The 23306-nt window shown below is 50.8% G+C and carries 24 protein-coding genes; 5 read left to right on the top strand and 19 right to left on the bottom strand.

All coding sequences use genetic code 11. The annotated features are described in order from the left end of the window. Nucleotides 1–65: 65 nt before the first annotated feature. The 6 genes from galU to crcB all read right to left on the bottom strand — a co-directional run bounded on the left by galU (nt 66) and on the right by crcB (nt 7932). A complete protein-coding gene (galU, locus tag NHAL_RS11840; RefSeq protein WP_013033377.1) occupies nt 66–953 on the bottom strand; it encodes a UTP--glucose-1-phosphate uridylyltransferase GalU in 888 nt (295 codons plus the stop codon). Then, nucleotides 950–2848 (bottom strand): polysaccharide biosynthesis protein, encoded by a 1899-nt coding sequence (locus NHAL_RS11835; RefSeq protein ID WP_013033376.1) that lies wholly within the window; start codon nt 2846–2848, stop codon nt 950–952. The genes galU and NHAL_RS11835 overlap by 4 nt, the downstream gene beginning before the upstream one ends. A 33-nt stretch (nt 2849–2881) precedes the next feature. Then, nucleotides 2882–5125, bottom strand: coding sequence for a DNA topoisomerase IV subunit A (parC, locus tag NHAL_RS11830; protein WP_041354918.1), 2244 nt, complete (start codon nt 5123–5125; stop codon nt 2882–2884). Further along, nucleotides 5122–7008, bottom strand: a complete 1887-nt coding sequence (parE, locus tag NHAL_RS11825; protein WP_013033374.1) for a DNA topoisomerase IV subunit B — start codon at nt 7006–7008, stop codon at nt 5122–5124. Before parE ends, parC begins: the two co-directional genes overlap by 4 nt. Nucleotides 7009–7200: 192 nt before the next feature. Then, complete coding sequence (locus tag NHAL_RS11820) at nt 7201–7542, bottom strand: DUF190 domain-containing protein (protein ID WP_013033373.1); 342 nt, start codon at nt 7540–7542, stop codon at nt 7201–7203. Nucleotides 7543–7554: 12 nt separating this feature from the next. Continuing rightward, nucleotides 7555–7932, bottom strand: coding sequence for a fluoride efflux transporter CrcB (gene crcB, locus NHAL_RS11815; RefSeq protein WP_013033372.1), 378 nt, complete (start codon nt 7930–7932; stop codon nt 7555–7557). A gap of 202 nt (nt 7933–8134) precedes the next feature. Here crcB and NHAL_RS11810 point away from each other — a divergent pair, with 202 nt between their 5' ends. Next, on the top strand, nt 8135–9580 hold the full coding sequence (locus NHAL_RS11810; protein ID WP_013033371.1) for a glutamate-cysteine ligase family protein: 1446 nt from the start codon (nt 8135–8137) through the stop codon (nt 9578–9580). 35 nt (nt 9581–9615) lie between these two features. After that, on the top strand, nt 9616–10623 hold the full coding sequence (locus tag NHAL_RS11805) for a M14 family metallopeptidase (RefSeq protein ID WP_013033370.1): 1008 nt from the start codon (nt 9616–9618) through the stop codon (nt 10621–10623). Nucleotides 10624–10666: 43 nt separating this feature from the next. Here the strand turns inward: NHAL_RS11805 and cysN are convergent, their stop codons facing one another. The 4 genes from cysN to NHAL_RS11785 all read right to left on the bottom strand — a co-directional run bounded on the left by cysN (nt 10667) and on the right by NHAL_RS11785 (nt 14456). Then, complete coding sequence (cysN, locus tag NHAL_RS11800; RefSeq protein WP_013033369.1) at nt 10667–11941, bottom strand: sulfate adenylyltransferase subunit CysN; 1275 nt, start codon at nt 11939–11941, stop codon at nt 10667–10669. Nucleotides 11942–11954: 13 nt separating this feature from the next. Beyond that, nucleotides 11955–12860: a sulfate adenylyltransferase subunit CysD gene (gene cysD, locus NHAL_RS11795; protein ID WP_013033368.1), complete on the bottom strand. Its 906-nt coding sequence runs from the start codon at nt 12858–12860 to the stop codon at nt 11955–11957. Between the two features lie 66 nt (nt 12861–12926). After that, the gene (locus tag NHAL_RS11790) at nt 12927–13640 is read right to left on the bottom strand and encodes a phosphoadenylyl-sulfate reductase (protein ID WP_013033367.1); all 714 of its coding nucleotides are present in this window, start codon (nt 13638–13640) and stop codon (nt 12927–12929) included. A 15-nt stretch (nt 13641–13655) separates the two neighbouring features. Continuing rightward, on the bottom strand, nt 13656–14456 hold the full coding sequence (locus NHAL_RS11785; protein WP_013033366.1) for a sulfite exporter TauE/SafE family protein: 801 nt from the start codon (nt 14454–14456) through the stop codon (nt 13656–13658). Nucleotides 14457–14589: 133 nt separating this feature from the next. Here NHAL_RS11785 and cysB point away from each other — a divergent pair, with 133 nt between their 5' ends. Further along, nucleotides 14590–15510, top strand: coding sequence for an HTH-type transcriptional regulator CysB (gene cysB, locus NHAL_RS11780; RefSeq protein ID WP_013033365.1), 921 nt, complete (start codon nt 14590–14592; stop codon nt 15508–15510). Here the strand turns inward: cysB and mtnA are convergent. After that, complete coding sequence (mtnA, locus tag NHAL_RS11775; RefSeq protein WP_041354916.1) at nt 15507–16553, bottom strand: S-methyl-5-thioribose-1-phosphate isomerase; 1047 nt, start codon at nt 16551–16553, stop codon at nt 15507–15509. The genes cysB and mtnA overlap by 4 nt on opposite strands. Before the next feature lie 76 nt (nt 16554–16629). Then, a complete protein-coding gene (locus NHAL_RS11770; RefSeq protein ID WP_013033363.1) occupies nt 16630–17115 on the bottom strand; it encodes a hypothetical protein in 486 nt (161 codons plus the stop codon). 60 nt (nt 17116–17175) lie between these two features. Here NHAL_RS11770 and NHAL_RS11765 point away from each other — a divergent pair, with 60 nt between their 5' ends. Both NHAL_RS11765 and ubiG read left to right on the top strand, forming a co-directional pair. After that, entirely contained in the window at nt 17176–18504 is a 1329-nt protein-coding gene (locus NHAL_RS11765; RefSeq protein WP_013033362.1) for a TRZ/ATZ family hydrolase, read from the top strand. After that, nucleotides 18501–19211, top strand: a complete 711-nt coding sequence (gene ubiG / locus NHAL_RS11760) for a bifunctional 2-polyprenyl-6-hydroxyphenol methylase/3-demethylubiquinol 3-O-methyltransferase UbiG (RefSeq protein WP_013033361.1) — start codon at nt 18501–18503, stop codon at nt 19209–19211. Before NHAL_RS11765 ends, ubiG begins: the two co-directional genes overlap by 4 nt. Nucleotides 19212–19233: 22 nt before the next feature. Here ubiG and NHAL_RS11755 read toward each other — a convergent pair whose 3' ends face one another. The 7 genes from NHAL_RS11755 to rpmJ all read right to left on the bottom strand — a co-directional run bounded on the left by NHAL_RS11755 (nt 19234) and on the right by rpmJ (nt 23304). Continuing rightward, the gene (locus NHAL_RS11755; RefSeq protein ID WP_013033360.1) at nt 19234–19977 is read right to left on the bottom strand and encodes an SAM hydrolase/SAM-dependent halogenase family protein; all 744 of its coding nucleotides are present in this window, start codon (nt 19975–19977) and stop codon (nt 19234–19236) included. A gap of 197 nt (nt 19978–20174) precedes the next feature. Further along, complete coding sequence (rplQ, locus tag NHAL_RS11750) at nt 20175–20555, bottom strand: 50S ribosomal protein L17 (protein ID WP_013033359.1); 381 nt, start codon at nt 20553–20555, stop codon at nt 20175–20177. 36 nt (nt 20556–20591) lie between these two features. Then, nucleotides 20592–21590: a DNA-directed RNA polymerase subunit alpha gene (locus NHAL_RS11745; protein ID WP_013033358.1), complete on the bottom strand. Its 999-nt coding sequence runs from the start codon at nt 21588–21590 to the stop codon at nt 20592–20594. A 92-nt stretch (nt 21591–21682) separates the two neighbouring features. Then, nucleotides 21683–22309, bottom strand: coding sequence for a 30S ribosomal protein S4 (gene rpsD / locus NHAL_RS11740; RefSeq protein WP_013033357.1), 627 nt, complete (start codon nt 22307–22309; stop codon nt 21683–21685). 15 nt (nt 22310–22324) lie between these two features. Further along, entirely contained in the window at nt 22325–22708 is a 384-nt protein-coding gene (rpsK, locus tag NHAL_RS11735) for a 30S ribosomal protein S11 (protein ID WP_013033356.1), read from the bottom strand. A 22-nt stretch (nt 22709–22730) separates the two neighbouring features. Next, complete coding sequence (gene rpsM / locus NHAL_RS11730; protein ID WP_013033355.1) at nt 22731–23087, bottom strand: 30S ribosomal protein S13; 357 nt, start codon at nt 23085–23087, stop codon at nt 22731–22733. A 103-nt stretch (nt 23088–23190) separates the two neighbouring features. Then, nucleotides 23191–23304, bottom strand: a complete 114-nt coding sequence (gene rpmJ, locus NHAL_RS20495) for a 50S ribosomal protein L36 (protein WP_013033354.1) — start codon at nt 23302–23304, stop codon at nt 23191–23193. Nucleotides 23305–23306: the final 2 nt, after the last annotated feature.

The following is a 23306-nucleotide window of genomic DNA, read 5'->3' as shown; positions in this document are numbered from 1 at the left end:
TCGCCCTTTAGACTTATTCTTTTATGGCTATGTTCCTAATACTCGCCTCCCCACTAACTCAAAGCTTAAAGTTCTTCATGGGCTAGCAGATGGCCCAAATAATCTCTAAAAGAGTCGCCTAACTCACCGTGCTTAAGACCATATTCCACGGTGGCCTGAAGATAACCTAATTTACTGCCGCAGTCATAACGCTTACCTTTAAAGCGATAAGCGAACATATATTCCTGGCTCAACAAGGTAGCGAGTGCATCAGTCAATTGAATCTCGCCGCCAACACCACGGGGAGTGGCCTGCAATAGATTAAAGATACGGGGCGTCAAAATATAACGACCCACGACTGCCAGTGAAGAAGGGGCCTCTACCGGTTTGGGTTTCTCCACAATCCCCTCCACCTTATACTCTCGCCCCTCAGCCAAACCGGGCTGGATAATACCATATTGATCGGTACTTTCCGGATCCACTTCCTCCACCCCGACTAAGCTGCAACGATGCTTACTAAATTGCTTCGTCATTTGGGAGAGGCACCCCTCCTCTTCCGCATTAATCAGATCATCGGCAAGGATCACCGCAAAGGGTTGCTCATCCACGACTGGTGCCGCACAGAGAACCGCGTGCCCTAACCCGAGGGTTTCCTCTTGGCGGATATAAACACAGGTCACGCCCTTGGGAATAATATCCCGTATCAATTCGAGTAGCTTGCTTTTGCCACGCCTTTCCAATTCCACTTCTAACTCGTAGGCCTTATCGAAATGATCAGGAATGGGTCGCTTATTTCGCCCGGTGACAAAAATCATGACTTTAATTCCTGCCTCAATAGCCTCTTCAACTGCGTATTGAATCAAAGGCTTATCCACAATTGGCAGCATCTCTTTCGGACTTGCTTTGGTCGCAGGAAGAAAACGAGTACCTAGACCCGCCACAGGAAACACGGCCTTAGTAATTGGTTGTGTCATAATTGACTCCTGTTGATTGCTATCACTTTGGAATCCGCCGGTTGAAATTCAACTTCTGCGCCCACTTTCGATAATATGCGCTCCAGTGCTTGCTTCACCTGCAATTCATCTCCTAACCGCCAAACCCCCTCTAACTCCGCTAACTCCCGTTCCAAACGCTGCCACTCAACAACCCCATGCTGGGCCAACAAAATTTTGGGTGATTCAGTAGGCAAAGGGGCTTCATGCTCATAAAATAATTCCTCATGGAGTTTTTCCCCTGGCCGAAGCCCCGTATAAACGATCTCCACCTCCGACTCCTGGCCAGAGAGACGGATCATTTCCTCAGCAAGCTCTGTAATCTTAATGGACTCCCCCATATCCAAAACGAATATTTCCCCCCCTTTACCAATCACAGCCGCCTGGGTAATCAAATGGCAGGCCTCGGGAATAGTCATGAAATAGCGGGTCATTTCAGGGTGGGTTACCGTGACTGGCCCGCCGGCGGTAATTTGAGCTTGAAATAATGGGACCACGCTTCCTGCCGATCCTAGTACATTGCCAAAACGGACCACAATAAATCGGGTGCCACTGCGCCGGTTAAGGCCCTGGCAAAGAAGTTCCGCGACCCGCTTGCTTGCCCCCATAACGCTGGTTGGATTAACCGCTTTATCAGTCGAAATTAAAATAAAAGCCCCGCAACCTATTTGTTGTGCCGCCTCCGCCAAACAGCGAGTCCCCAAAATATTGTTCCCCACCGCCTGCCGTGCTTGCCGTTCAAGGAGAGGCACGTGCTTATAAGCCGCCGCGTGAAACACCACTTCTGGAAGATGGCGCCCGAGGATCTCCTTCACACTGGTTTCATCGCCGACATCACACAAATAAGTGTAGAGATTAAGCGCTAAAAATCCCTGCCGCAGTTCCTGCTCAATGCGATAGAGTCGATATTCATTGTTATCGATGACAATCAAGGCAGCCGGTCCTAGGCGAGCCAACTGCCGGCAAAGCTCGGAACCAATCGATCCCCCCCCGCCACTAACCAGGAGGGATTTGCCCGCCAGACTTTGGCGAATGCGATCCCAATCCAAAAATACTTCGTCCCGCCCAAGCAAATCATCAATGGCCACTTCACGAAGTTCCTTGATACTTGCCTGACCCGAGACCAAGTCTTGCAAACGGGGCAAAGTGCGATAGGGGATACCCGCCTGTTCACAGAGGGAAACAGCACGGCGCATCTGTCGGCTATTAGCGGAAGGCATGGCAATCACGGCCACATCCGCAGCCATCTCATCTGCCTTGGCAGGCAACTGCTCCAACACCCCGACCACGGGGATCCGCCGCACCTGCCGTCCGACCAGATCGCGCCGGTCATCCAGAAACGCCACCGGCAAGTAGTTTGCCTCACCTAACATATCACGGGCCAGCAAGTCACCAGCCCGCCCCGCCCCTAAGATCAGGACTCGTTTTCGATGAGGACCCGCAGCCAGGGTAAGGCGGCGATCTTTCCACATCCGATAAGCAAGCCGGGGACCTGCCAGTAGAAGCAAGGAAAAGATAGGATAAAGCAGCAGTATACTTCGGGGCACCCCGTGTAAACGATTGATAAGGAAAAGTGTGAGCGCAACTAAAAGGGCCCCGTAACCCACGGCGCGAATAATATTGAGTAAATCAGGAATACTGGCAAAACGCCACAAACCTCGATAAAGCCCTGTCCAGATCAAAACCACACTCTGGACCACGATGATCACCGGCAAAGCGCTGAGGCAAGACTCCCAATCCACCCAATAGGGCGACAAATTGTAACGGGTAAGATAGCCAAGCACCCAGGCTAAGCAGACGGCCAGGATATCGTGGGCAACCACCACCGCCCGTCGCTTTTGGGCTCTCAAAAAAGGGCCGATTCCATTCTTTGGCACGGCTTAGTCTCTGTCCTCCCTCATCGGGCAAAATTACGCCACGGGGACTATTTGCTCCACCTGTCGAAAGCCTCGCGGCAAAGTATGGCCACGCCGGGCCCGCTCCCCCCGATAGAATTCCAGATCCTCTGACTTGAGCGTTAGGTGACGACGCCCCGCAAAGATTTGCAGCGCTCCCCCCGGGGGCACAACGGCCAGAGCACGCACCGCCTCTTGACGCTGGGCAGAGCGGGGCGAAGGAATATGAATAAGTTTCACCCCCTTACCCCGGGTCATGATAGGAAGTTCGCCTAGAGGGAACAATAGCAAGCGGCCGGTATTGGTCGCAATCGCTATCTGCTCCACCTCTATGTCAGCCACCGGTACTGGGGGAAGAGCCCTCGCTCCCGCAGATAAATTCAATACCGCCTTACCGGCCCGATTCTTGGCGTATAAGTGCTTTGCCTGGCACAGGAAACCATAACCCGCGTCACTCGCCATCAGGTAGAAGATCTCTGGCTCCGCCAACAATACGGCGACAAATTCTGCCCCCGGAACAACTTGGAGGTGTCCACTCAAGGGCTCCCCCTGTCCCCGGGCCGAAGGCAGGCCATGGGCAGGCAAAGTATAGCTACGTCCAGTGGAGTCTAAGAATATTGCCGGCTGGTTGCTGCGGCCACGGGCGGAAGCCCGATAACCATCCCCCGTACGGTAGCTAAGGGTTGTAGGATCCACCTCATGGCTTTTCGCTGCCCGTACCCAGCCTTTCTCAGACAAAACCACGGTAATGGGCTCCGCCGGCAGCAGGGCTTGCTCATCTAACGCGGTTGCCGACGGCCGTTCCACTATCGGTGAACGGCGAGCGTCACCAAATTTCTCAACATCTGCAACCAATTCCTTACGCAATAAGCCTTTGATCTGACGTTCTGAACCAAGGATCTTCTCAAGCCGTTTCCGCTCTGCCGCCAGGGCTTTATCTTCAGCTCGAATTTTAGTCTCCTCCAAGCGCATGAGATGGCGTAATTTTAGCTCTAAAATGGCTTCAGCTTGACGATCCGAAAGCTCAAACCGCGCCATCAAAACAGGCTTGGGTTCCTCTTCCTTGCGGATAATGGCAATGACTTCATCAATGTTCAAATAGGCAATCAGCAGACCCGCTAAAATTTGGAGGCGATCCTGTACCTTCTCCAAACGATGCTGGAGGCGACGGCGTATAATCTCAATGCGAAAATGGAGCCACTCCGCCAACAGATCACGAAGATTTTTTACCTGGGGCCGGCCATCTAGACCAATGACATTGAGGTTGACTCGGTAGCTACGTTCTAGATCCGTGGTAGCAAACAGGTGGGACATCACCGTTTCCACCTCCACTCGCCGGGTACGGGGTACCAAAACCAAGCGAGTGGGATTTTCATGGTCAGACTCGTCCCGAAGATCCACCAGCATAGGCAACTTTTTAGCCTGCATTTGCTGGGCAATTTGCTCCAAAATACGCGCCCCCGAGACCTGATAAGGCAAGGCATTGATGACGATATCACCCTTCTCCAGGGTATAGCAGGCCCGCATCCGCACACTTCCGTGTCCCGTCTGATACATTTTGAGCAGTTCTGTTGGCGGCGTAATGATCTCAGCCTTGGTGGGATAATCCGGCCCTGGAAGGCAATCACAGAGTTCAGCCACAGTCGCTTTGGGCCGTTCCAACAATCGTAGACAAGCGGCGACCACTTCTCCCAGATTATGGGGCGGAATGTCCGTGGCCATCCCCACCGCAATCCCGGTGGCCCCATTGAGCAACACATGGGGAACCCGCGCCGGAAGCAGGCTCACCTCCCGCAAGGTGCCATCGAAGTTCGGTACCCACTCCACCGTTCCTTGCCCGATTTCCGATAGCAATAGCTCGGCAAAAGGCGCTAAACGGGCCTCAGTGTACCGCATGGCGGCAAAAGATTTAGGATCATCGGGGGAGCCCCAATTTCCCTGCCCTTCAATTAAGGGATAACGGTAGGAGAACTGCTGGGCCATGAGCACCATGGCCTCATAGCAAGCACTATCTCCATGGGGATGATATTTTCCGAGGACATCGCCGACAGTGCGGGCCGATTTTTTATATTTGGCACTGGCCGATAAGCCCAATTCAGACATGGCGTAAATAATACGCCGTTGCACTGGCTTTAACCCGTCCGCCAGATGGGGGAGCGCCCGATCTAAAATGACATACATGGAGTAATCCAGGTATGCCTTTTCCGCAAAATCCCCCAGGGACCGTTCTTCAATATCGGTATTCATGGATATGCTCATAGCTCGGCCAAATTACCCCTTTCCTCCAGCCACTGCCGCCGATCAGCGGCCCGTCGCTTGGATAGAAGCCGGTCCAGCAACTGGTCCGTGTCATCATGGGGAGCCACCGTCAAACGCACCAATCGTCGTGTTTCTGGCGCCATGGTCGTCTCCCGCAGTTGCATGGGGTTCATCTCCCCTAGACCTTTAAAACGCTGTATATTTATTTTTCCTCTAATCTTTTCCGCGGCAATCCGGTCGAGGATCCCTTGCCGCTCAGCTTCGTCCAGGGCGTAGAAAACATGCTTACCCACATCGATACGATACAGGGGTGGCATGGCCACATAGACATGACCGGCTTCAACTAGGGGGCGGAAATGGCGTAAGAACAACGCCGAAAGTAAGGTGGCAATATGGGCGCCATCAGAATCAGCATCGGCAAGAATACAGATTTTACCGTAACGCAAGCCATCAAGATTATCAGAACCCGGGTCCACCCCTACCGCAATCGCAACATTATGTACTTCTTGAGAACCTAACACCTGGGCTGGATCCACCTCCCAGGTATTTAGAATCTTGCCACGGAGGGGCATGATAGCCTGGAATTCCCGGTCCCGGCCCTGCTTGGCACTGCCACCGGCCGAGTCCCCCTCCACCAAGAAAAGTTCCGTAAGGCTCACATCCTGACTGGTGCAGTCAGCCAATTTCCCAGGGAGTGCGGGACCGGTCTGGATTCGCTTGCGCACCACCCTTTTAGCCTGGCGCAAACGCCGCTGGGCGTTGCTAATCGCCAGCTCCGCAATCGCTTCCCCAGTAATCACATGCTGGTTGAGCCAAAGGCTAAAAGCGTCTTTGATGACTCCCGAAACAAAACTCGCACATTCCCGGGAAGATAAGCGTTCTTTCGTCTGTCCAGAAAACTGAGGGTCAAGAAGTTTAACCGAAAGAACATAACTTACTCGATCCCAAACATCATCCGGGGCCAACTTGACCCCCCTTGGCAGCAGATTCCGAAACTCACAGAACTCCCGAATGGCCTCCAGCAGTCCCGCCCGCAAGCCATTGACATGGGTCCCACCCTGGGGCGTGGGAATCAAGTTAACGTAACTCTCCGCCACCACCTCGCCACCTTCTGGCAACCAAGCTAGAGCCCAACAGACCTCTTCGGTATTGCCCTGCATTTCTCCGGTAAAGGGTTGTTCAGGCAGCCGCGGGGTCTCGCCTAACTCATCCCTGAGATAAGCCAAGAGACCCTCTTGATAACACCAATTGACCGTCTCCCCTGTGGCAGCCTCCCTAAAGATTACGTTAAGACCTGGGCACAGTACCGCTTTCGCACGCAAAACATGCTTAAGCCGGGCTACAGAAAATTTAGGGGTATCGAAAAATACCGGATCCGGCCAGAAATGCAGGAGAGTGCCTGTATTGCGCTTCCCCACTTTATTAACCGCCCTTAAAGCGGAAATCCGCTCGCCGTTGGCAAAAGCCATGTGATATTCGCAGCCATTGCGTCGAATCCAGACCTCTAGGCGGGAGGAAAGGGCGTTGACTACCGACACCCCTACCCCATGCAATCCCCCCGCAAAGCGATAACTTTTCGAGGAAAATTTACCGCCCGCATGAAGCCGGGTGAGGATCACCTCCACCCCCGGCAACTGCTCTTCTGGATGGAGGTCAACCGGCATCCCCCTTCCGTCATCACCCACCGACAAGGAGCCATCGGGATGGAGAACAACTTCAATCTGGGTGGCAAAACCAGCAATGGCCTCATCGACGCTATTATCGATAACTTCCTGGGCCAAATGGTTCGGTCGTTGGGTGTCGGTATACATGCCCGGCCGCTTACGCACCGGTTCCAAGCCAGTGAGCACTTCAATTGCGGCGGCGTTGTAGTTTCCACTCATATTTTTTGCATGCAAGTACCTCTATCCCTAGACGAGAAACGCTAGCGACAGGGTAATCCTAATGGAATACGTTAAGTTGTTTATTAATCCTCACCTACCCTAGAGGGCAGATATTCTCTTCGCTGGCTCAACGCGTCTGGGAAACCACGTATCGGTAGGCCAGGGGTCAATCAGCGACTTTGTTACCTTACCTCATTCCGAGTGACTGTGACGATAGGTAATCACACGCACCCGTTCCAGGGTCACGAGACCTTCCCCAATCAGGGTGTCTAATTCAGGCAGAAACTCAGCAATCCGCTCCGGCTGATCCACAATCTCCACTACCATAGGCAAATCTTCCGAAAGGCGGAGGATCTTGGCAGTATGAATGCGACTGTTGGCCCCAAAACCTAAGGTGCCACGAAGCACAGTGGCACCCGCCAGGCCGCCACGGCGAGCTTCTTCTACGATAACTTCATACAATGGCCGGCCCTGGTGCTTATCGCTTTCTCCAATGAAAATGCGGAGCAGTTCGGCCTCCGATTGCAACTTCATAGTCCCTGCCTCCTAAAACATTCGACTGACAGCAAAACCAAGAAATACGCAAGCTAATCCCAAAACATTCTGACTGATAAGATTGGCTGCAGCTAATAGCCATTCAGAATCCCGTACCAGTTGGCTACTCTCAAAAGCAAAGGTAGAAAATGTCGTGAATGCCCCCATAAAGCCAGTCAACACAATAAAACGGGTCTCACCGCTGAGGAGCAGCCGCTCCTCAGCCAACGCCCAAACCATTCCAAAGAGGAAACAGCCGACCACATTGACTGCTAAAGTTCCCCAAGGGAATTTTTCGCCGCAAAGTTTCTGCACAAATCCTGACAGGGCATAGCGAGAAAGGGTCCCCACCGCTCCCGCGAAAGCTATCCAAGCTAATTTTTGCCACATAATTCGTTCACCACAGGGACTCTATATCCAGACCGCCACCCCTATTGTCCATTTTTAACAATCCCCCCTTGCCCCAAGGCAACTTCACTAACTAAAAGACGATATTTATCCCCACTCAAGCAACCCTATCATAAACCCCAAGACTATTAGGATGATTCCCGGCTAACTTTAAGCTAGAGTTAGCTTACTTCTTAGTTATCTCATGGGCAGCGACATTATGGGCCGTGAAATCCCTTCCAGCCATTTTAGTCCAGAGGACTTTAAAGCATTCACCGAACACCTCAATGCAGAAACACAACTTATCGGCCAGTGGTTGAAGCAAGGCCATTTCGCTTATAAAAAGCGGGTCGGATATGAACTTGAAGCCTGGCTGGTTGATAATAACTTCCGGCCCGCTCCCATCAATGAACGCTTTCTACAGGCGCTCGATAATCCCTTGGTCGTGCCGGAGTTAGCCAGCTTCAATATAGAACTGAATAGCCCTCCTGAGTATTTATCCGGAGATGTCTTTAAACGGATGGAAGAGGGTTTAGAGAAAACCTGTCGCCAGTGCCGCACCCGAGCCCGTTTACTCGGCTGTGAATTGGTAACCATTGGGATACTGCCTAGCCTCAGAGAAGCAGACCTGGCCCTTGAACATATGTCCAACCTCTCCCGCTACCGAGCACTCAATGAGCAGGTCCTGCGCCTGCGACACGGTCGCCCGCTCCGCATCAATATTAAGGGGCAAGAACATCTTCGCACTGTCCATAATAACGTGATGTTGGAGGCCGCGACCACCTCTTTCCAGCTGCATCTCCAGGTGCCCACCCGCAACGCTGCTCGTTATTTCAACGCCGCCATCCTCCTTTCAGGCCCTATGGTTGCCGTCTCCAGCAATTCCCCTTTCTTATTTGGCAAAGATCTTTGGGAAGAGACCCGAATTCCTTTATTTGAGCAATCCGTCTCCGTGGGGGGGCACAAGAACTCCGAGGAAGGAGACCTCAAGAGAGTGTCTTTCGGTACCGGGTATATCAAAAAGTCCCTGCTAGAGTGTTTTCAGGAAAACCAAAGCCACTTCCCAGTGCTCCTGCCAGTTTTATTTGACGAACCCCCGGAGAACCTCGCCCACCTGCGCCTTCACAACGGGACTATCTGGCGCTGGAATCGGCCGCTCATAGGATTTAATACTCGGGGTGAACCCCACCTGCGGATCGAGCACCGGGTCGTCCCCGCGGGCCCTAGCATCACGGATACCATTGCCAATGCGGCTTTATTCATAGGAATGATCGAAGCCCTGATAGAAAAGGAAGACCCCCCTGAAAAAAACCTTCCATTTCACTTGGCACGACACAATTTCTACGCCGCTGCGCGGCAGGGTCTAGACGCTGAACTCTACTGGTTAGACGGCAATCGGGGAAAAGCTTCTGCCTTGTTCACCGAACGCTTACTTCCCCTGGCTCGAACAGGTCTTGAACATCTTGAGCTTAATCAACATGATATTCAACATTACCTGGGGATCATCCAGCAGCGTATCGCCACGGGCCAAACGGGAGCCCGCTGGCAACGACGCTATGTGGCCGCCCATGGCCACGACATGGATGCCCTCACCGCCGCCTATACGGAATGGCAACACCGGGGAAACCCGGTGCACGATTGGACAGTTTAAAGAAAGCGCCAACTCCAGGCGCCAAGAGCCTGCTTATGCTAACGATACGACATGAAGTGCCCAAAGGGTTACTGGACTTAGAAGCCCATGAACTTTATAAAAAATTAGAAGGGCCGACCCTGTTTCACCTGGAAGGACGGCGCACCCCCCCTCTGTTTGTCTCCGTCCTACTCCATGGCAATGAACCTGTCGGCTGGGAGGCGGTGCGCAGTCTCTTAGGTCAATACCAAGATCGGGAATTACCACGGGCGTTATCCCTTTTCGTGGGTAATGTTGCCGCTGCCCGCTATCGTCTCCGGCGCCTCGACAGCCAGCCCGATCATAATCGAATTTGGACTCCAGGCCCCACCCCGGAACATGCCATGGCGGCCCAGGTTTATGAAGAAATGGCTAAATCCGGTTTGTTTGCCAGTATCGACATCCATAATAATACTGGCCTTAATCCCCACTACGCCTGCGTCAACAAGCTCGCCTCCCCCTTTCTCCACCTAGCCGCCCTCTTCAGCAGGACCGTGATTTACTTTGTGCGCCCCCAGGGGGTGCAATCCCTGGCCTTTGCGGAGCTAGGGCCGGCGGTTACCCTTGAATGTGGCCAGCCCGATTGCCCCCAAGGTGTGGCTCACGCCCGTGAATACCTCACCGCTTGTTTGCACCTGGCCGAATTTCCCTCCCATTCCATTGCAAAACGGGAGATTGAACTTTTCCATACGGTAGCCGTAGTCCGAATCCCTTCCGAACTGCGGGTCGGTTTCCATGGGGAAGACTTGGACTTACGCTTGGTGGATGATCTCGATCAACTCAATTTCCAGGAATTGCCCGCCAATACCTTGTTGGGGTGGCAACCCTCAGATCCCAATGTCCTGCTTACCGTCACTGACGAGCAAGATGTGGAAGTCAGTGAGCGTTATTTTTATCTTGAGGACAGCGAGCTTCGGACCCGCCGCCCCGTAATGCCCTCAATGTTGACTCGTGATATCCGTGTCATTCGCCAGGATTGCCTTTGTTATTTAATGGAGCGGATGCAACTGCCCAATACTTCCTAGTCCTTTTTTTGTCCTATTTAGAAGGCACCCAAAGGGGTAAGGGCTAGATAATCATTCCCGCACCTACGGTTTCATTAGTAAATTCATTGACAAGAATTAAGCTGCCCGTTCCCCGATTCTTGCGGTAGCTATCAAAGAACAGCGGACTCGTCGTCCTGATCTTGATTCGACCGATATCATTGAGTGCTAATGTTGCTCCATCTTCAAGGCGACTCAAAGAAGTAATATCCAATTTATAACGCACCTCCTTGACGACGCAGCGGGCCTCCTTGGTGGTGTGCTTGAGGGCATACTTGCCACCGGGTACCAACGGAGCCTCATTGAGCCAACAGACCATCAGTTCAATATCCTGGGCGACCTGAGGCTGATTGGCGGGTTTGACAATCATATCTCCCCGGCTGATATCAATGTCGTCTTCCAGGGTAAAGGTCACCGACATCGGCGCAAAGGCCTCCTCAACGGGACCATCCATGGTATCAATGGACTTGATACGGGTAGAAAACCCTGAAGGCAGCGCAATGACTTCATCCCCTGGCCGAAAAATGCCTCCCTCTACTCGTCCAGCATAACCACGATAATCATGGTATTGATCTGATTGAGGGCGAATCACATACTGCACGGGAAAGCGACTATCGATGTGGTTGTAATCGCTGCCAATGTGTACATTTTCCAGGGTGTAGAGCAAAGTTCCTCCCTGATACCAAGGCATGTTCTCGGACTTTTCTACAACGTTATCTCCCCGTAAGGCGCTAATGGGAATATAATGGATATCGGGAATATCTAGCTTGGCTGCAAAATTCTCAAATTCTTTCTTGATATTCTCAAACACCTCTTCTTGGTAATCCACCAAATCCATCTTGTTAATACACAATACCAGATGGGGAAGTTCCAAGAGAGAGGCTATGGAGGCGTGGCGGCAAGTCTGTTCAATAACCCCATGACGGGCGTCAACTAACACAATGGCCAAATTGGCGGTGGAAGCCCCGGTGACCATATTCCGGGTATATTGTACATGCCCTGGGGTGTCGGAAATAATGAACTTGCGTTTAGGTGTCGCAAAATAGCGGTAAGCCACATCAATAGTAATGCCTTGCTCCCGCTCTGCCCGCAGGCCATCGGTGAGTAATGCCAAATTAATATTGCCCTCACCCCGCTGTTGGCTGCTTCTTTGGATAGACTCCAATTGATCTTCGAAGATGGATTTCGAATCATAGAGCAAACGACCAATGAGGGTGCTCTTACCATCGTCTACGCTGCCAGCGGTGGTGAGCCGCAACAGATCCATCTCTAAATATTGTGACTGCAAAGTTCCACTCATAGTTTTTTAAATATTAGAAATAACCTTGCTTTTTACGATCTTCCATCGCCGCTTCCGACCGTCTGTCATCAGCCCGGCCGCCGCGCTCGGTGACCCTAGCCGCCGCCACTTCCTGAATAATATCCTCGATCGTAGCAGCCTCAGACTCCACTACCCCGGTGCAGGTCATGTCCCCCACTGTTCGACAACGAACCCGCCGCTGCTCAGTGTTTTCTCCGCTCATCAAGCTAATATAGGAGGAATTAGCCAATAACATCCCATCCCGCTGGACAACTTCCCGTTCATGGCTGAAATAGATACTGGGAATATCCAATTTCTCTTGGGCGATGTATTGCCAAACATCCATTTCGGTCCAATTACTCAAAGGAAAAACCCGGAAGTGTTCACCCACATGCTTGCGACCATTGAACAAGCTCCATAGCTCCGGGCGTTGGTTTTTCGGATCCCATTGACCAAACTCATCCCGGTGGGAAAATATTCTTTCCTTGGCCCGAGCTTTCTCTTCATCCCGGCGTCCGCCCCCAAAGGCCGCATCGACTTTAAGTTCTTCAATAGCATCGAGCAAGGTGATGGTCTGTAGCATATTACGGCTAGCATTAGGACCTTTCTCTTCCACGGCACGCCCCTTGTCAATGGAGTCTTGTACCGTTCGAACTATCAATCGTGCCCCGATCTGTCCCACGAGACCATCTCTAAACTCGAGGGTTTCAGGAAAATTATGCCCGGTATCAATATGCAGTAAAGGAAATGGCAACTTGGCGGGCCAAAAAGCTTTCTGAGCCAGCCTCACCATGACAATAGAATCCTTGCCCCCAGAGAACAGCAGTGCAGGCCGCTCGAAAGTGGCGGCAACCTCGCGCATAATAAATATGGATTCTGCTTCTAGCTGTTTCAGATGAGTCAGACTGTACGACTTCATAATATCTTACTCATTGATAAATCTCGAATGCCTCTATAGGCTAATTTAACTCGGTGGTGGACAAATTTATCCCGTGGATAGCCGCTTTAGATGCAAACCACATTCTTTGGTATCCTCATCTTCCCACCACCATCTTCCAGCACGAACATCCTCACCCACAGTAATCGCCCGAGTGCAGGGGGCACAGCCGATACTGGCATAGCCCTGATCATGTAAAGCATTATAGGGGAGCTCAAGCCGGCGGACATAATCCCAGACCTCATCTTCACTCCAATCAATAAGGGGATTGAATTTCTGTAGCTCGTGTTCAGCATCCCACTCAGAAAGCGGTAAATCCTTGCGAGTCACGGACTGTTCCCGCCGCACCCCAGTAATCCAAGCTCTCTTCCCTGTGAGGGCCCGCTTCAAAGGTTCTACCTTGCGAATACTGCAACATTCTTTACGTAGCGCTATGGCCTCATAAAAACCATTAGGCCCATGCTCTCCCACATAGGCCTCCACTGCCTGGGTTTCAGGAAAATAAATTTTTACCTGCCGCGCATAGCGCTCTTTAACTTTTTGCATCACATCATAGGTTTCCTGGGGCAGGCGACCCGTATCCAGGGTAAATATTTCGATCTTCGGCGCATGCTTACAAATAAGATCAACCAGCACCATGTCCTCTACCCCAAAGCTACAAGCTAAACAGGCGGGAGCATAGCTGTGCTCAATTGAGGTCAATAGGGAAAGGGCTGCTTCAACTTTATCTGCCAATGAATCTTCTCTCACCGACGTATCCATTACCATATTTCCTGCTCAAAAAATAAACTTGATCCCCACCAACATCAGCAAGGTTGCCAAAGCTGCCTGCATCGCCCGCTCCGGAATATTTACCCCCACATGGCTGCCCACATAAATTCCAGGCAAAGACCCCAAAAGCAAACTTCCCAAGAGCGCCACATCCACCGAGCCCAAGTGCCAATGCCCAATTCCTGCAATAGCGGTCAAAGGCACAGCGTGCGCAATATCGGTAGCCACAACCTGTATCGTCCGCAGACCGGGATAAAGGTATAACAAAACTACGGCCCCTAAAGCCCCCGCCCCAATGGAAGATAATGTCACCAGAAAACCCAGCACCGCCCCCATCACAACGGTGCTTACGGTAGTAAAACGAGGCTCCCAGCGCAAGGAATAAATGGGTTGCAGCGATCTAGGCAAGCCATCCTTTTCCGCTATTCGCTGCAGCCAACTTTTCATAGGCAATGCCAACGCCGTCAAGACTAATGCTATTCCCAAAGCGGTATTGATAAGACCTTCTAATTGTACGCCACGGATCTGAAGTAGTTTTAGTATTTGTAGGGCAATCACGGTGGCAGGGATACTCCCTAGGGCCAGTAGACCCACCACCCGCCACTGAATAGTATGGTGACGCCAGTGTGCCCAAATGCCACCCATTTTGGTGAAGGCCGCAAATAGTAAATCAGTCCCTACTGCCGTTAGGGGTGGGATACCAAAACCAAAAATCAAAAGCGGCGTCATTAGCGAACCGCCGCCGACCCCCGTCAACCCCACCATGAAACCGACCACCAGCCCGGCGAGTATATATCCCAACTCCATCCGCTTCGAACCTATGTTGATTCCCTTTTAAAGATCGGGAATAGAAGTAGATGGAAATTGTAGCGTCCGGTGAATATTATATCAAAATATATTATTATTTATTGATATAATATTTTTTTATACCCAAGCAATCATGAAGCTACAACAACTCCAATTCGTGCGTGAAGTCACACGACGAGGATATAACGTATCCGCAGCCGCCGAGGCGCTTCACGCCACACAACCCGGGGTGAGTAACCAAATTCATCAATTGGAACAAGAATTAGGCGTGCCTATTTTTGAACGTCATGGCAAACGCCTCACCGGAATGACCCCCGCCGGAAGTGCTATTCTCGGGATGATTGAACGCATCCTGGGCGAAGTGGAAAATATCAAACAAGTCAGCGCAGAAGCCACCGACGAGCACCGGGGAATGCTCTCCATTGCCACAACCCATACTCAAGCCCGCTATATCCTGCCACCGGTCATCAAAGCCTTTAGGGACCGCTATCCCAATGTTCGCCTCAGGATGTTCCAGGGAACTCCCCATCAAATTGCCGAAATGGCAGCTACCGGCACGGTAGACCTCGCCATTGCCACCGAGGCCATTGAGTTATTTGAAGATCTAGCCATGCTACCTTGCTATGACTGGAACCGAAGCGTGGTCGTTCCCCCCAATCACCCCCTGTTATCATGCCGCCCCCTCACCTTGGAAGCTGTAGCCAAATACCCTATTGTCACCTATGTCTTCGGCTTTACAGGTCGTTCTAAACTGGATAAGGCGTTTGCCAGTAAAGAGCTTATTCCCAACGTCATCCTCACAGCCACTGACGCCGATGTTATCAAAACCTATCTCCATCTAGGATTGGGAATCGGAATTATCGCCAGCATGGCCTTTGATCCTGAACAGGACGCCCCTCTCAAAGCTATTGATGCCAGCCATCTATTTGAGCCCAGCACGACCCATATCGGCATCCGCCGTGGCACTTATCTGCGGAGGTACATTTATGCCTTCATAGAATTATTTGCTCCCCAGCTTACCCGCCAAGTGGTTGATACAGCCGTTCATGCCTAAACTTGAAGGGTCTTCATGCGCTCACTACTAGGCTGGTGAACCACTCCTTTTTCCGTCACAATCACATCAATGAGATGAGCAGGGGTCACATCAAAAGCGGGGTTATAAGCTTTAGTGCCTGAGATGGCTATCTCTTTGCCTGCTAGAGTCAAAACTTCTTCCGGAGGCCGTTGCTCAATTGGAATCCCCATCCCATCAGGTAAATTCCAGTCAATGGTTGAAGTAGGAGCCACCACCATAAAACGCACACGGTGATGGCGGGCAGCCACCGCCAAACCGTAGGATCCAATCTTATTGGCAATATCGCCGTTAGCCGCAATTCGATCGGCGCCAATAATCACCCACTGGATTTGCCCCTGCCCCAACAAATATGGCGCCACGCTATCGGCAATAAGCACCACCGGTATTCCGTCCTGTAGCAGCTCCCAAGCGGTAAGACGTGCCCCCTGCAACCAGGGCCGGGTTTCATCGGCGAACACTTCGTTAATTTGTCCCTCGCTATAGGCATAACGAATAACTCCCAGGGCAGTTCCAAAACCCCCTGTCGCCAAAGAACCGGTGTTGCAATGGGTCAATACTTTTGCGGGTCCTTCAATGAGGGCTGCGCCTAACTCACCCATGCGGCGATTAGCCGCAATATCCTCCTCATGGATACGCTGGGCCTCGGCGAGCAGCGCGTTTTCTGGATCGACATCACTGGGAAGGCCATTAATCAGCGCTGCCATCCGCTTCAATGCCCAAGCAAGATTGACAGCGGTAGGCCGCGCCGCCTCTAAATCTTGTAAATCAGTCTTAATCAGCGCTTTCCAATTAGAATTTGCTTCCGCAAAACGCGCCCTTGCAGCAAGCACTACTCCATAGGCGGCGGCGATTCCAATAGCAGGCGCGCCCCGCACCACCATTTTGGTAATGGCCTCAGCCACCTCAAAGGCGCAAGTTGCAGTCCAGTAGGTTTCTTCCTGGGGAAGGCGACGCTGATCCAGCAACCGCACTCCTCTTTCAGTCCAAACCACCGCCCGGATCCTATCGTGTTTAGTGTTCAACACTCTATTTACGCGTCCAGTTTAAAGAACCAAGAGAAACAGCCCCCTTTGAGTCATTTATCTCTTTTTGCCCCCATCAATGGGGCCAGTGGAGAATATATTCTTGGGGTAGCTTTAGCAAAATGATCACCAATATCACAATTGCCAGTTGCCGCTTATCTTCAAACAACTCAGGCAACCCCAGTTTTTTCGCCGCCAGATAGCCAATGAAAAAATAAAAAAAGATGTTAGGGAAAAAGAAAAACATGACCCTTAACTCAGTAAATAAGTAAAGCGCATACCCCAATAACCTATATCCATAAAAGAATAATGCGATGTTACGGATAGTTTTATTTTCCCATCGGCTCGCCACTATGGCTTGTATAGTAATCTGATAAACATCGAGGGGTTTGTCATAAGAAGTATAATCTATGTCTGTTGTTCCCATCTCCGCCCAAATCAGAATATCGATGGCATCGAATATATATTCTGAGACAATACTGCCCAAAAGAGGCCACTGAAATATCATCAATGGTCCCAACAGTCTCATTGCTAATACGATTATCGTTCCAGCATCAAACATGATTAAGCCACACCACCATTACCGCTTGTCTTCTTGTTAAAGGTTATAATTACCTTCACCATGCAAAACATTAATACTTTAATTTACGCCCCCTGGATTATTCCCGTTATTCCAGAAAATCAAATACTGGAAAACCATTGTCTTGCCATCCACCAAGGCCGTATCGTGGATTGCCTCCCTAGGGTCCAAGCAGAAGTCCGTTACCGGGATGCACACCTAATCGAGCTGACACAACATGCGCTCATCCCTGGCCTTGTCAATGCCCACACCCATAGCCCTATGTCTCTCCTGCGTGGTCTCGCTGACGATCTCCCCCTCATGGAGTGGCTTGAGGGGCATATCTGGCCAGCGGAATCCAAGTGGGTCAGTGAAACGTTTGTTCGCGACGGCGCGCTCCTAGCGATTGCTGAAATGCTCCGCGGAGGGATTACCTGCTTTAACGATATGTATTTCTTTCCCGAAATAGTGGCGCAGGTAGCAACTGAAGTGGGCATGCGTGCTGTTATCGGCATGATTGTTATTGATTTCCCCAGTCGTTGGGCAAAAACACCTGAGGATTATATCCGTAAAGGGCTTGAGTTAAATGACCAGTATCGGGATCATCCTCTTATCAAGACAGCCTTTGCCCCCCATGCCCCCTATACTGTCAGTGACGAACCCTTAAAGCAAGTTGCTATTTTAGCTAAAGAACTGAATGTTCCAGTTCATATGCATCTTCATGAAACAACAGAGGAGGTCAATAGGAGTTTAGCCCAATACGGCGTTAGGCCCTTAGAGCGGTTGCAGCGCCTAGAACTGCTCTCTTCCCAGCTCTTAGCCGTCCATATGACCCAACTTACCGACCGGGAGATTCAGACCCTAGCAACAAGTGGTACCCATGTCATCCACTGCCCAGAGTCTAACCTCAAACTGGCTAGCGGCTTTTGTCCCGTCGCAAAACTCTCTCAGGCGGGGGTTAATATTGCCTTGGGCACTGATGGCGCGGCAAGTAATAACGACTTAGACATGTTTGTAGAAATGCGTCTTGCAGCCCTATTAGCGAAAGCATTAGCCGGCGATGCCAGTGCCATTCCCGCAAAACAAGCACTTCGCATGGCCACTTTGAATGGTGCTAAGGCACTGGGCCTGGAGCAAGAGATTGGCTCTCTGGAAATTGGCAAGGTGGCGGACATCGTTGCCGTTGATCTCGGCGAGCTAGAAACACAACCCCTTTATGAGCCCACCTCCCAGTTAGTTTATACCGTAGGCCGGGATAGGGTCAGTGATGTTTGGATAGCAGGCCAACAAGTACTTAAGAAGCGCCAATTTACAACTTTGGACGAATCACTCATTCTGTCCCAAACCCAAGCATGGGCAGAAAGGATAAGAGAAACAAGGAAATCCATATGAGCGATAAACAAATCAATGTCGACCCTGGTGAAATTGCCAAGTTTGAGCAACTAGCCCATCGCTGGTGGGACCGTGAAGGTGAATTCAAGGCCCTCCACGATATAAATCCATTGCGTCTTGAGTACATTCGCAAGCGCTGCTCTTTGACTGGCAAGCGGGTGCTAGACGTAGGTTGCGGCGGCGGTATTCTTACGGAGGAGCTGGCCAGGCTCGGGGCCATAACAACCGGCATTGATCTCAGTGAAGCCCCTTTGACAGTAGCCCGCTTACATGCCCTAGAAGGGAATTTAGAAATCGATTACCGGCAGATAAGCGTGGAGCAACTTGCAGAAACAGAAGCTGAATCCTTTGATGTTGTCACCAATCTGGAAATGCTGGAACATGTTCCTGATCCGGCTAGCGTTATTGCCGCCTGTGGACGACTGCTTAAACCCGATGGGAGAGTATTTTTTTCTACTCTTAATCGTACCCCGAAAGCTTATTTATTCGCTATTATCGGCGCTGAATATACACTCCAATTGCTCCCTAAAGGCACCCACGACTACCAGCGGTTTATCCAGCCTGCTGAATTAGAGGCTTGGTGCCGGATAGCGGGCTTAGAACTCCAAGACTTAACAGGCCTTCATTACAATCCTCTCACCCACCGCTATTGGCTCGGCAATGATATCAATGTAAATTACCTCGCCTATGGAACTAAAATGGAATAACCGTATGAGTGTAGGGAATAAATCAGCCTTTAAATTCAATGGGAGTTCCCACCTCTAGCTTGAAACGCTTGGCAGCACACCCCTGATTAACGGCAATCTCTATAAGACCGAGGGAATTCACATACCAAAAACCTTCCCCCGGAGCCACGTCATGGAAAGTTTGCGCTGCGGAGACTAAATCTCCGCTCGGCAATCGAATTCGTCGACACTGCCCGGCCTTGATAGCTCGAATCCCCGTCATTGCATTCCCGTAATGATCGATATAAATAATTTCTGCAAGATCCCCTGGATCTGTAGTCACCACTGCCTCATCCCAGCGCTCACCTAACAATTCCTTGTCCTGAAGGTTTTTGCTTCGAGCCAACTTGGCCACAACTGGCGCAAATAAATCCCGACCATGAAAAGTTGCAGAAAGTGAAGAGGGACGCCAAGTAATGCGCCACAAAACTGTGCTTGTCGCCCGTCCCATCACCACATCTAATAATCCATTTCCTGGACCCACATACCAGCGATCATCTGCCAAAACCATGACCGGTTCTCGAGTACTAGAACCTACGCCAGGGTCGACTACGGCAAAAACCACAGTACCGGGAAGTAAATACTGAGCTAACGCCGCTAACAAGTGAGCCGATGCATGAGGGGAAAAGCGGGGAGCGTCTGCCATCAGATTAACGACCGGAATACCCGGCGCCTGCTGATGCAGCACAACTTCCACTTGGCCAAGATAGGGACCCCGAACTCCGAAGTCAGTAAAAAGGGCAATCATCTTCAATCACCTCGGAACAAACCTAGAGGTGCTTCTGGTGTGATGATGGCATCAGTCCCAAAAGGAAAAACCGCAAACCCCTACCTCGCAGACAAGGTTCGGGGTTTACAGAACTCTCACCGCCCACCGCCATCGCAGAGGACAGAATTTAGTCAGGTAAAATAGCGCTAAAAATTAGGTTAGCTTAAAAAATAGCTTTACTCTTCCTGTGCCTCAGAGAGGGGACGATCAAGCAATTCCACGATTGCCATCGGTGCATTGTCTCCTGCCCGAAACCCCCTCTTGAGTATCCGAAGGTATCCACCGGGACGTGTTTGATAACGGGGGCCTAATTCATTAAATAATTTAGTCACCGCTTCCCTATCTCTCAAACGGGAGAATGCTAGCCGCCGATTAGCTACAGAATCTTCTTTAGCCAAAGTAATCAGCGGTTCTGCAATACGACGAAACTCCTTTGCTTTTGGCAAGGTCGTATTGATCATTTCATGTTCAATCAGAGACACAGCCATGTTACGGAACATTGCCCTTCTATGGGAACTAGTCCGGTTCAGCTTCCTTCCACTATAGCGATGACGCATGGAATTATCCTTCTCTTCGTTTCCCAGCGAATAGCTTCAAACAGAAGCTTTAGTTTCTTCCTCATGTAGCCCCGCGGGTGGCCAGTTTTCCAAACGCATACCTAAGGACAATCCCCGCGATGCCAACACATCTTTTATTTCCGTCAATGATTTCTTACCAAGATTGGGAGTCTTCAGCAACTCCACCTCCGTCCTCTGAATAAGATCACCGATATAATAAATATTTTCCGCCTTAAGGCAGTTTGCCGACCGCACCGTCAACTCCAAATCATCTATCGGTTGCAACAGCACGGGATCGATCTCAGCCGTCTTTTTCTCCTTGGCGGTCTCTGTTTTGCCTTCCAATTCAACAAAAGCCGTGAGCTGATCCTGTAAGATTGTTGCAGCTTTGCGTACCGCCTCGTCTGAAGCTATAGTACCATTTGTCTCAATCTCTATAATCAACTTATCTAGATCAGTTCGCTGCTCAACCCGGGCACTATCCACTTCGTAAGTAACCCGCCGGATGGGGCTAAAAGAAGCATCCAGAATCAGATACCCAATAGGACGCTCTTCCTCTTCTTTAGGTATTCGTACGGAAGCTGGTTGATAACCTCGACCGCGAACCACCTTCATCGTAATATTGAGCTCACCGGATTTGGTGAGATGAGCAATCACATGTTCTGGATTAATAATCTCCACATCATGTTCAAGCTGTATCTCCCCTGCCGTTACTGCCCCTGGCCCTTTACTATTCAAGGCTAGGGTCACTTCATCACGGCCATGTAGCTTGATTGCTACCCCTTTAAGATTAAGCAGGATTTCCGTCATATCTTCCTGCACACCTTCCTTGGTGGTATATTCATGTAATACGCCGTCAATTTGCGCTTCTACAATAGCGCAACCAGGCATCGAAGATAACAAGATTCGGCGCAGGGCATTTCCAAGTGTATGCCCAAAACCCCGTTCTAGCGGTTCCAGCGTAACTTTAGCTGTGTAATCATTGACGCGTTGGACATCCACTATCCTGGGCTTAAGAAAATTAGATACTGACATGGGTGGCACACTTCCCCTCTAAGAGTTAATATCACGCCGGAAGTATGTTAGGGCACGGGCGCACCCTTTATGGAACAAAGTCTTTTATTCCCTTACTTTGAATAAAGCTCGACGACTAGGTTTTCCTGAATATCGGGGGCCAGTTCGCTACGTTCCGGTACTCTCTTAAAGGTACCCTCTAGCTTACCCATATTAATCTCTATCCAATCGAGCTCAGGGCGAGCCTGGGCTAACTCAAGCGCAAATTTTATCCGGTCTTGTTTCTTAGCCTTTTCCCTAACGGAGACTACATCTTCAGCCCGTATCTGGTAGGAAGGAACATTAATCACCTTTCCATTAACCAAGATTCCCTTGTGACTAATAAGCTGCCGTGCTTCTGCGCGGGTACTACCAAACCCCATCCTATAAACCACATTATCAAGACGCGATTCAAGCAATTTAAGCAAATTCTCGCCCGTAGACCCTCTACGCCGAGCAGCCTCCTTGTAGTAGCGTCGAAACTGCTTCTCTAATACACCATACATACGACGCAGCTTTTGTTTCTCTCGTAGCTGCAGCGCATAATCCGACATGCGGGCACGCCTAGCTCCAGCTCCATGCTGTCCAGGTACTTGCTCTATCTTGCACTTGGAATCGATAGGGCGAACACCGCTTTTTAGAAACAGATCCGTGCCCTCACGCCGTGCCTGCTTAAGCTTAGGACCTGTATATTTAGCCAACGTTAATTCTCCTTCTCAAACTCTTCGCTTTTTAGGGGGACGGCATCCATTATGGGGGATGGGTGTGACATCCGCGATATTGGTAACCTTAAATCCTACATTGTTCAGGGCTCGCGCAGCAGACTCGCGCCCAGGCCCTGGTCCTTTAACACGCACTTCCAAATTCTTCATGCCCATCTCTTGGGCTACCCGTCCAGCTTTCTCGGCAGCCACCTGGGCAGCAAAGGGGGTACTCTTACGTGAACCTCGGAAACCACTACCCCCGGATGTTGCCCATGCGAGGGTATTCCCCTGACGGTCAGTAATTGTCACAATCGTATTGTTAAAAGAGGCATGAATATGGGCAATGCCGTCAACAACGACCCTTTTTACCCGTTTTTTTGCGCTCGCTTTCGCCATGAAATCCTACTCGATTTTTGCCTTACTTTCTAACTAACCGCCGCGGGCCCTTACGTGTCCTTGCATTCGTCTGGGTACGCTGCCCCCGCACTGGGAGCCCCCTCCGATGGCGAAGTCCACGATAACAACCTAGGTCCATCAATCGTTTGATATCCATGCTTATTTCACGTCGCAAGTCACCTTCTACAGGATACTTCGCAACCTCAGCACGCAACCCTTCTAGCTCGCTATCAGAAAGATCTTTAACCTTCTTGTCAGAGGCAACACCAGCTGCCTCACAGATCTTCTTAGCCCGGGTTGGGCCTACTCCATAAATGGAGGTAAGCGCAATTACCGTGTGCTTGTGCACCGGGATATTAATTCCAGCAATACGGGCCATTCACCTCATCTCCATAAGGCTGTCAGTTGCATTTCGCGAAACCGCGCATTTTACTCTATGAGCTAACACACTGACAACTATCTTAGTTAATCCAACTAAATCTTTACCCTTGACGCTGTTTATGGCGGGCGTCTTTACATATGATTCGCACGACGCCCTTTCGACGTACAACCTTGCAATGGCGGCAAACTTTTTTTACCGAAGCGCGAACTTTCATTA

Origin of the sequence: Nitrosococcus halophilus Nc 4 (genome assembly GCF_000024725.1) — a bacterium.
Classification (GTDB): domain Bacteria; phylum Pseudomonadota; class Gammaproteobacteria; order Nitrosococcales; family Nitrosococcaceae; genus Nitrosococcus; species Nitrosococcus halophilus.
Note: the sequence above shows the minus strand (reverse complement) of the source record. Positions and strands in the feature narration are given on the sequence as shown.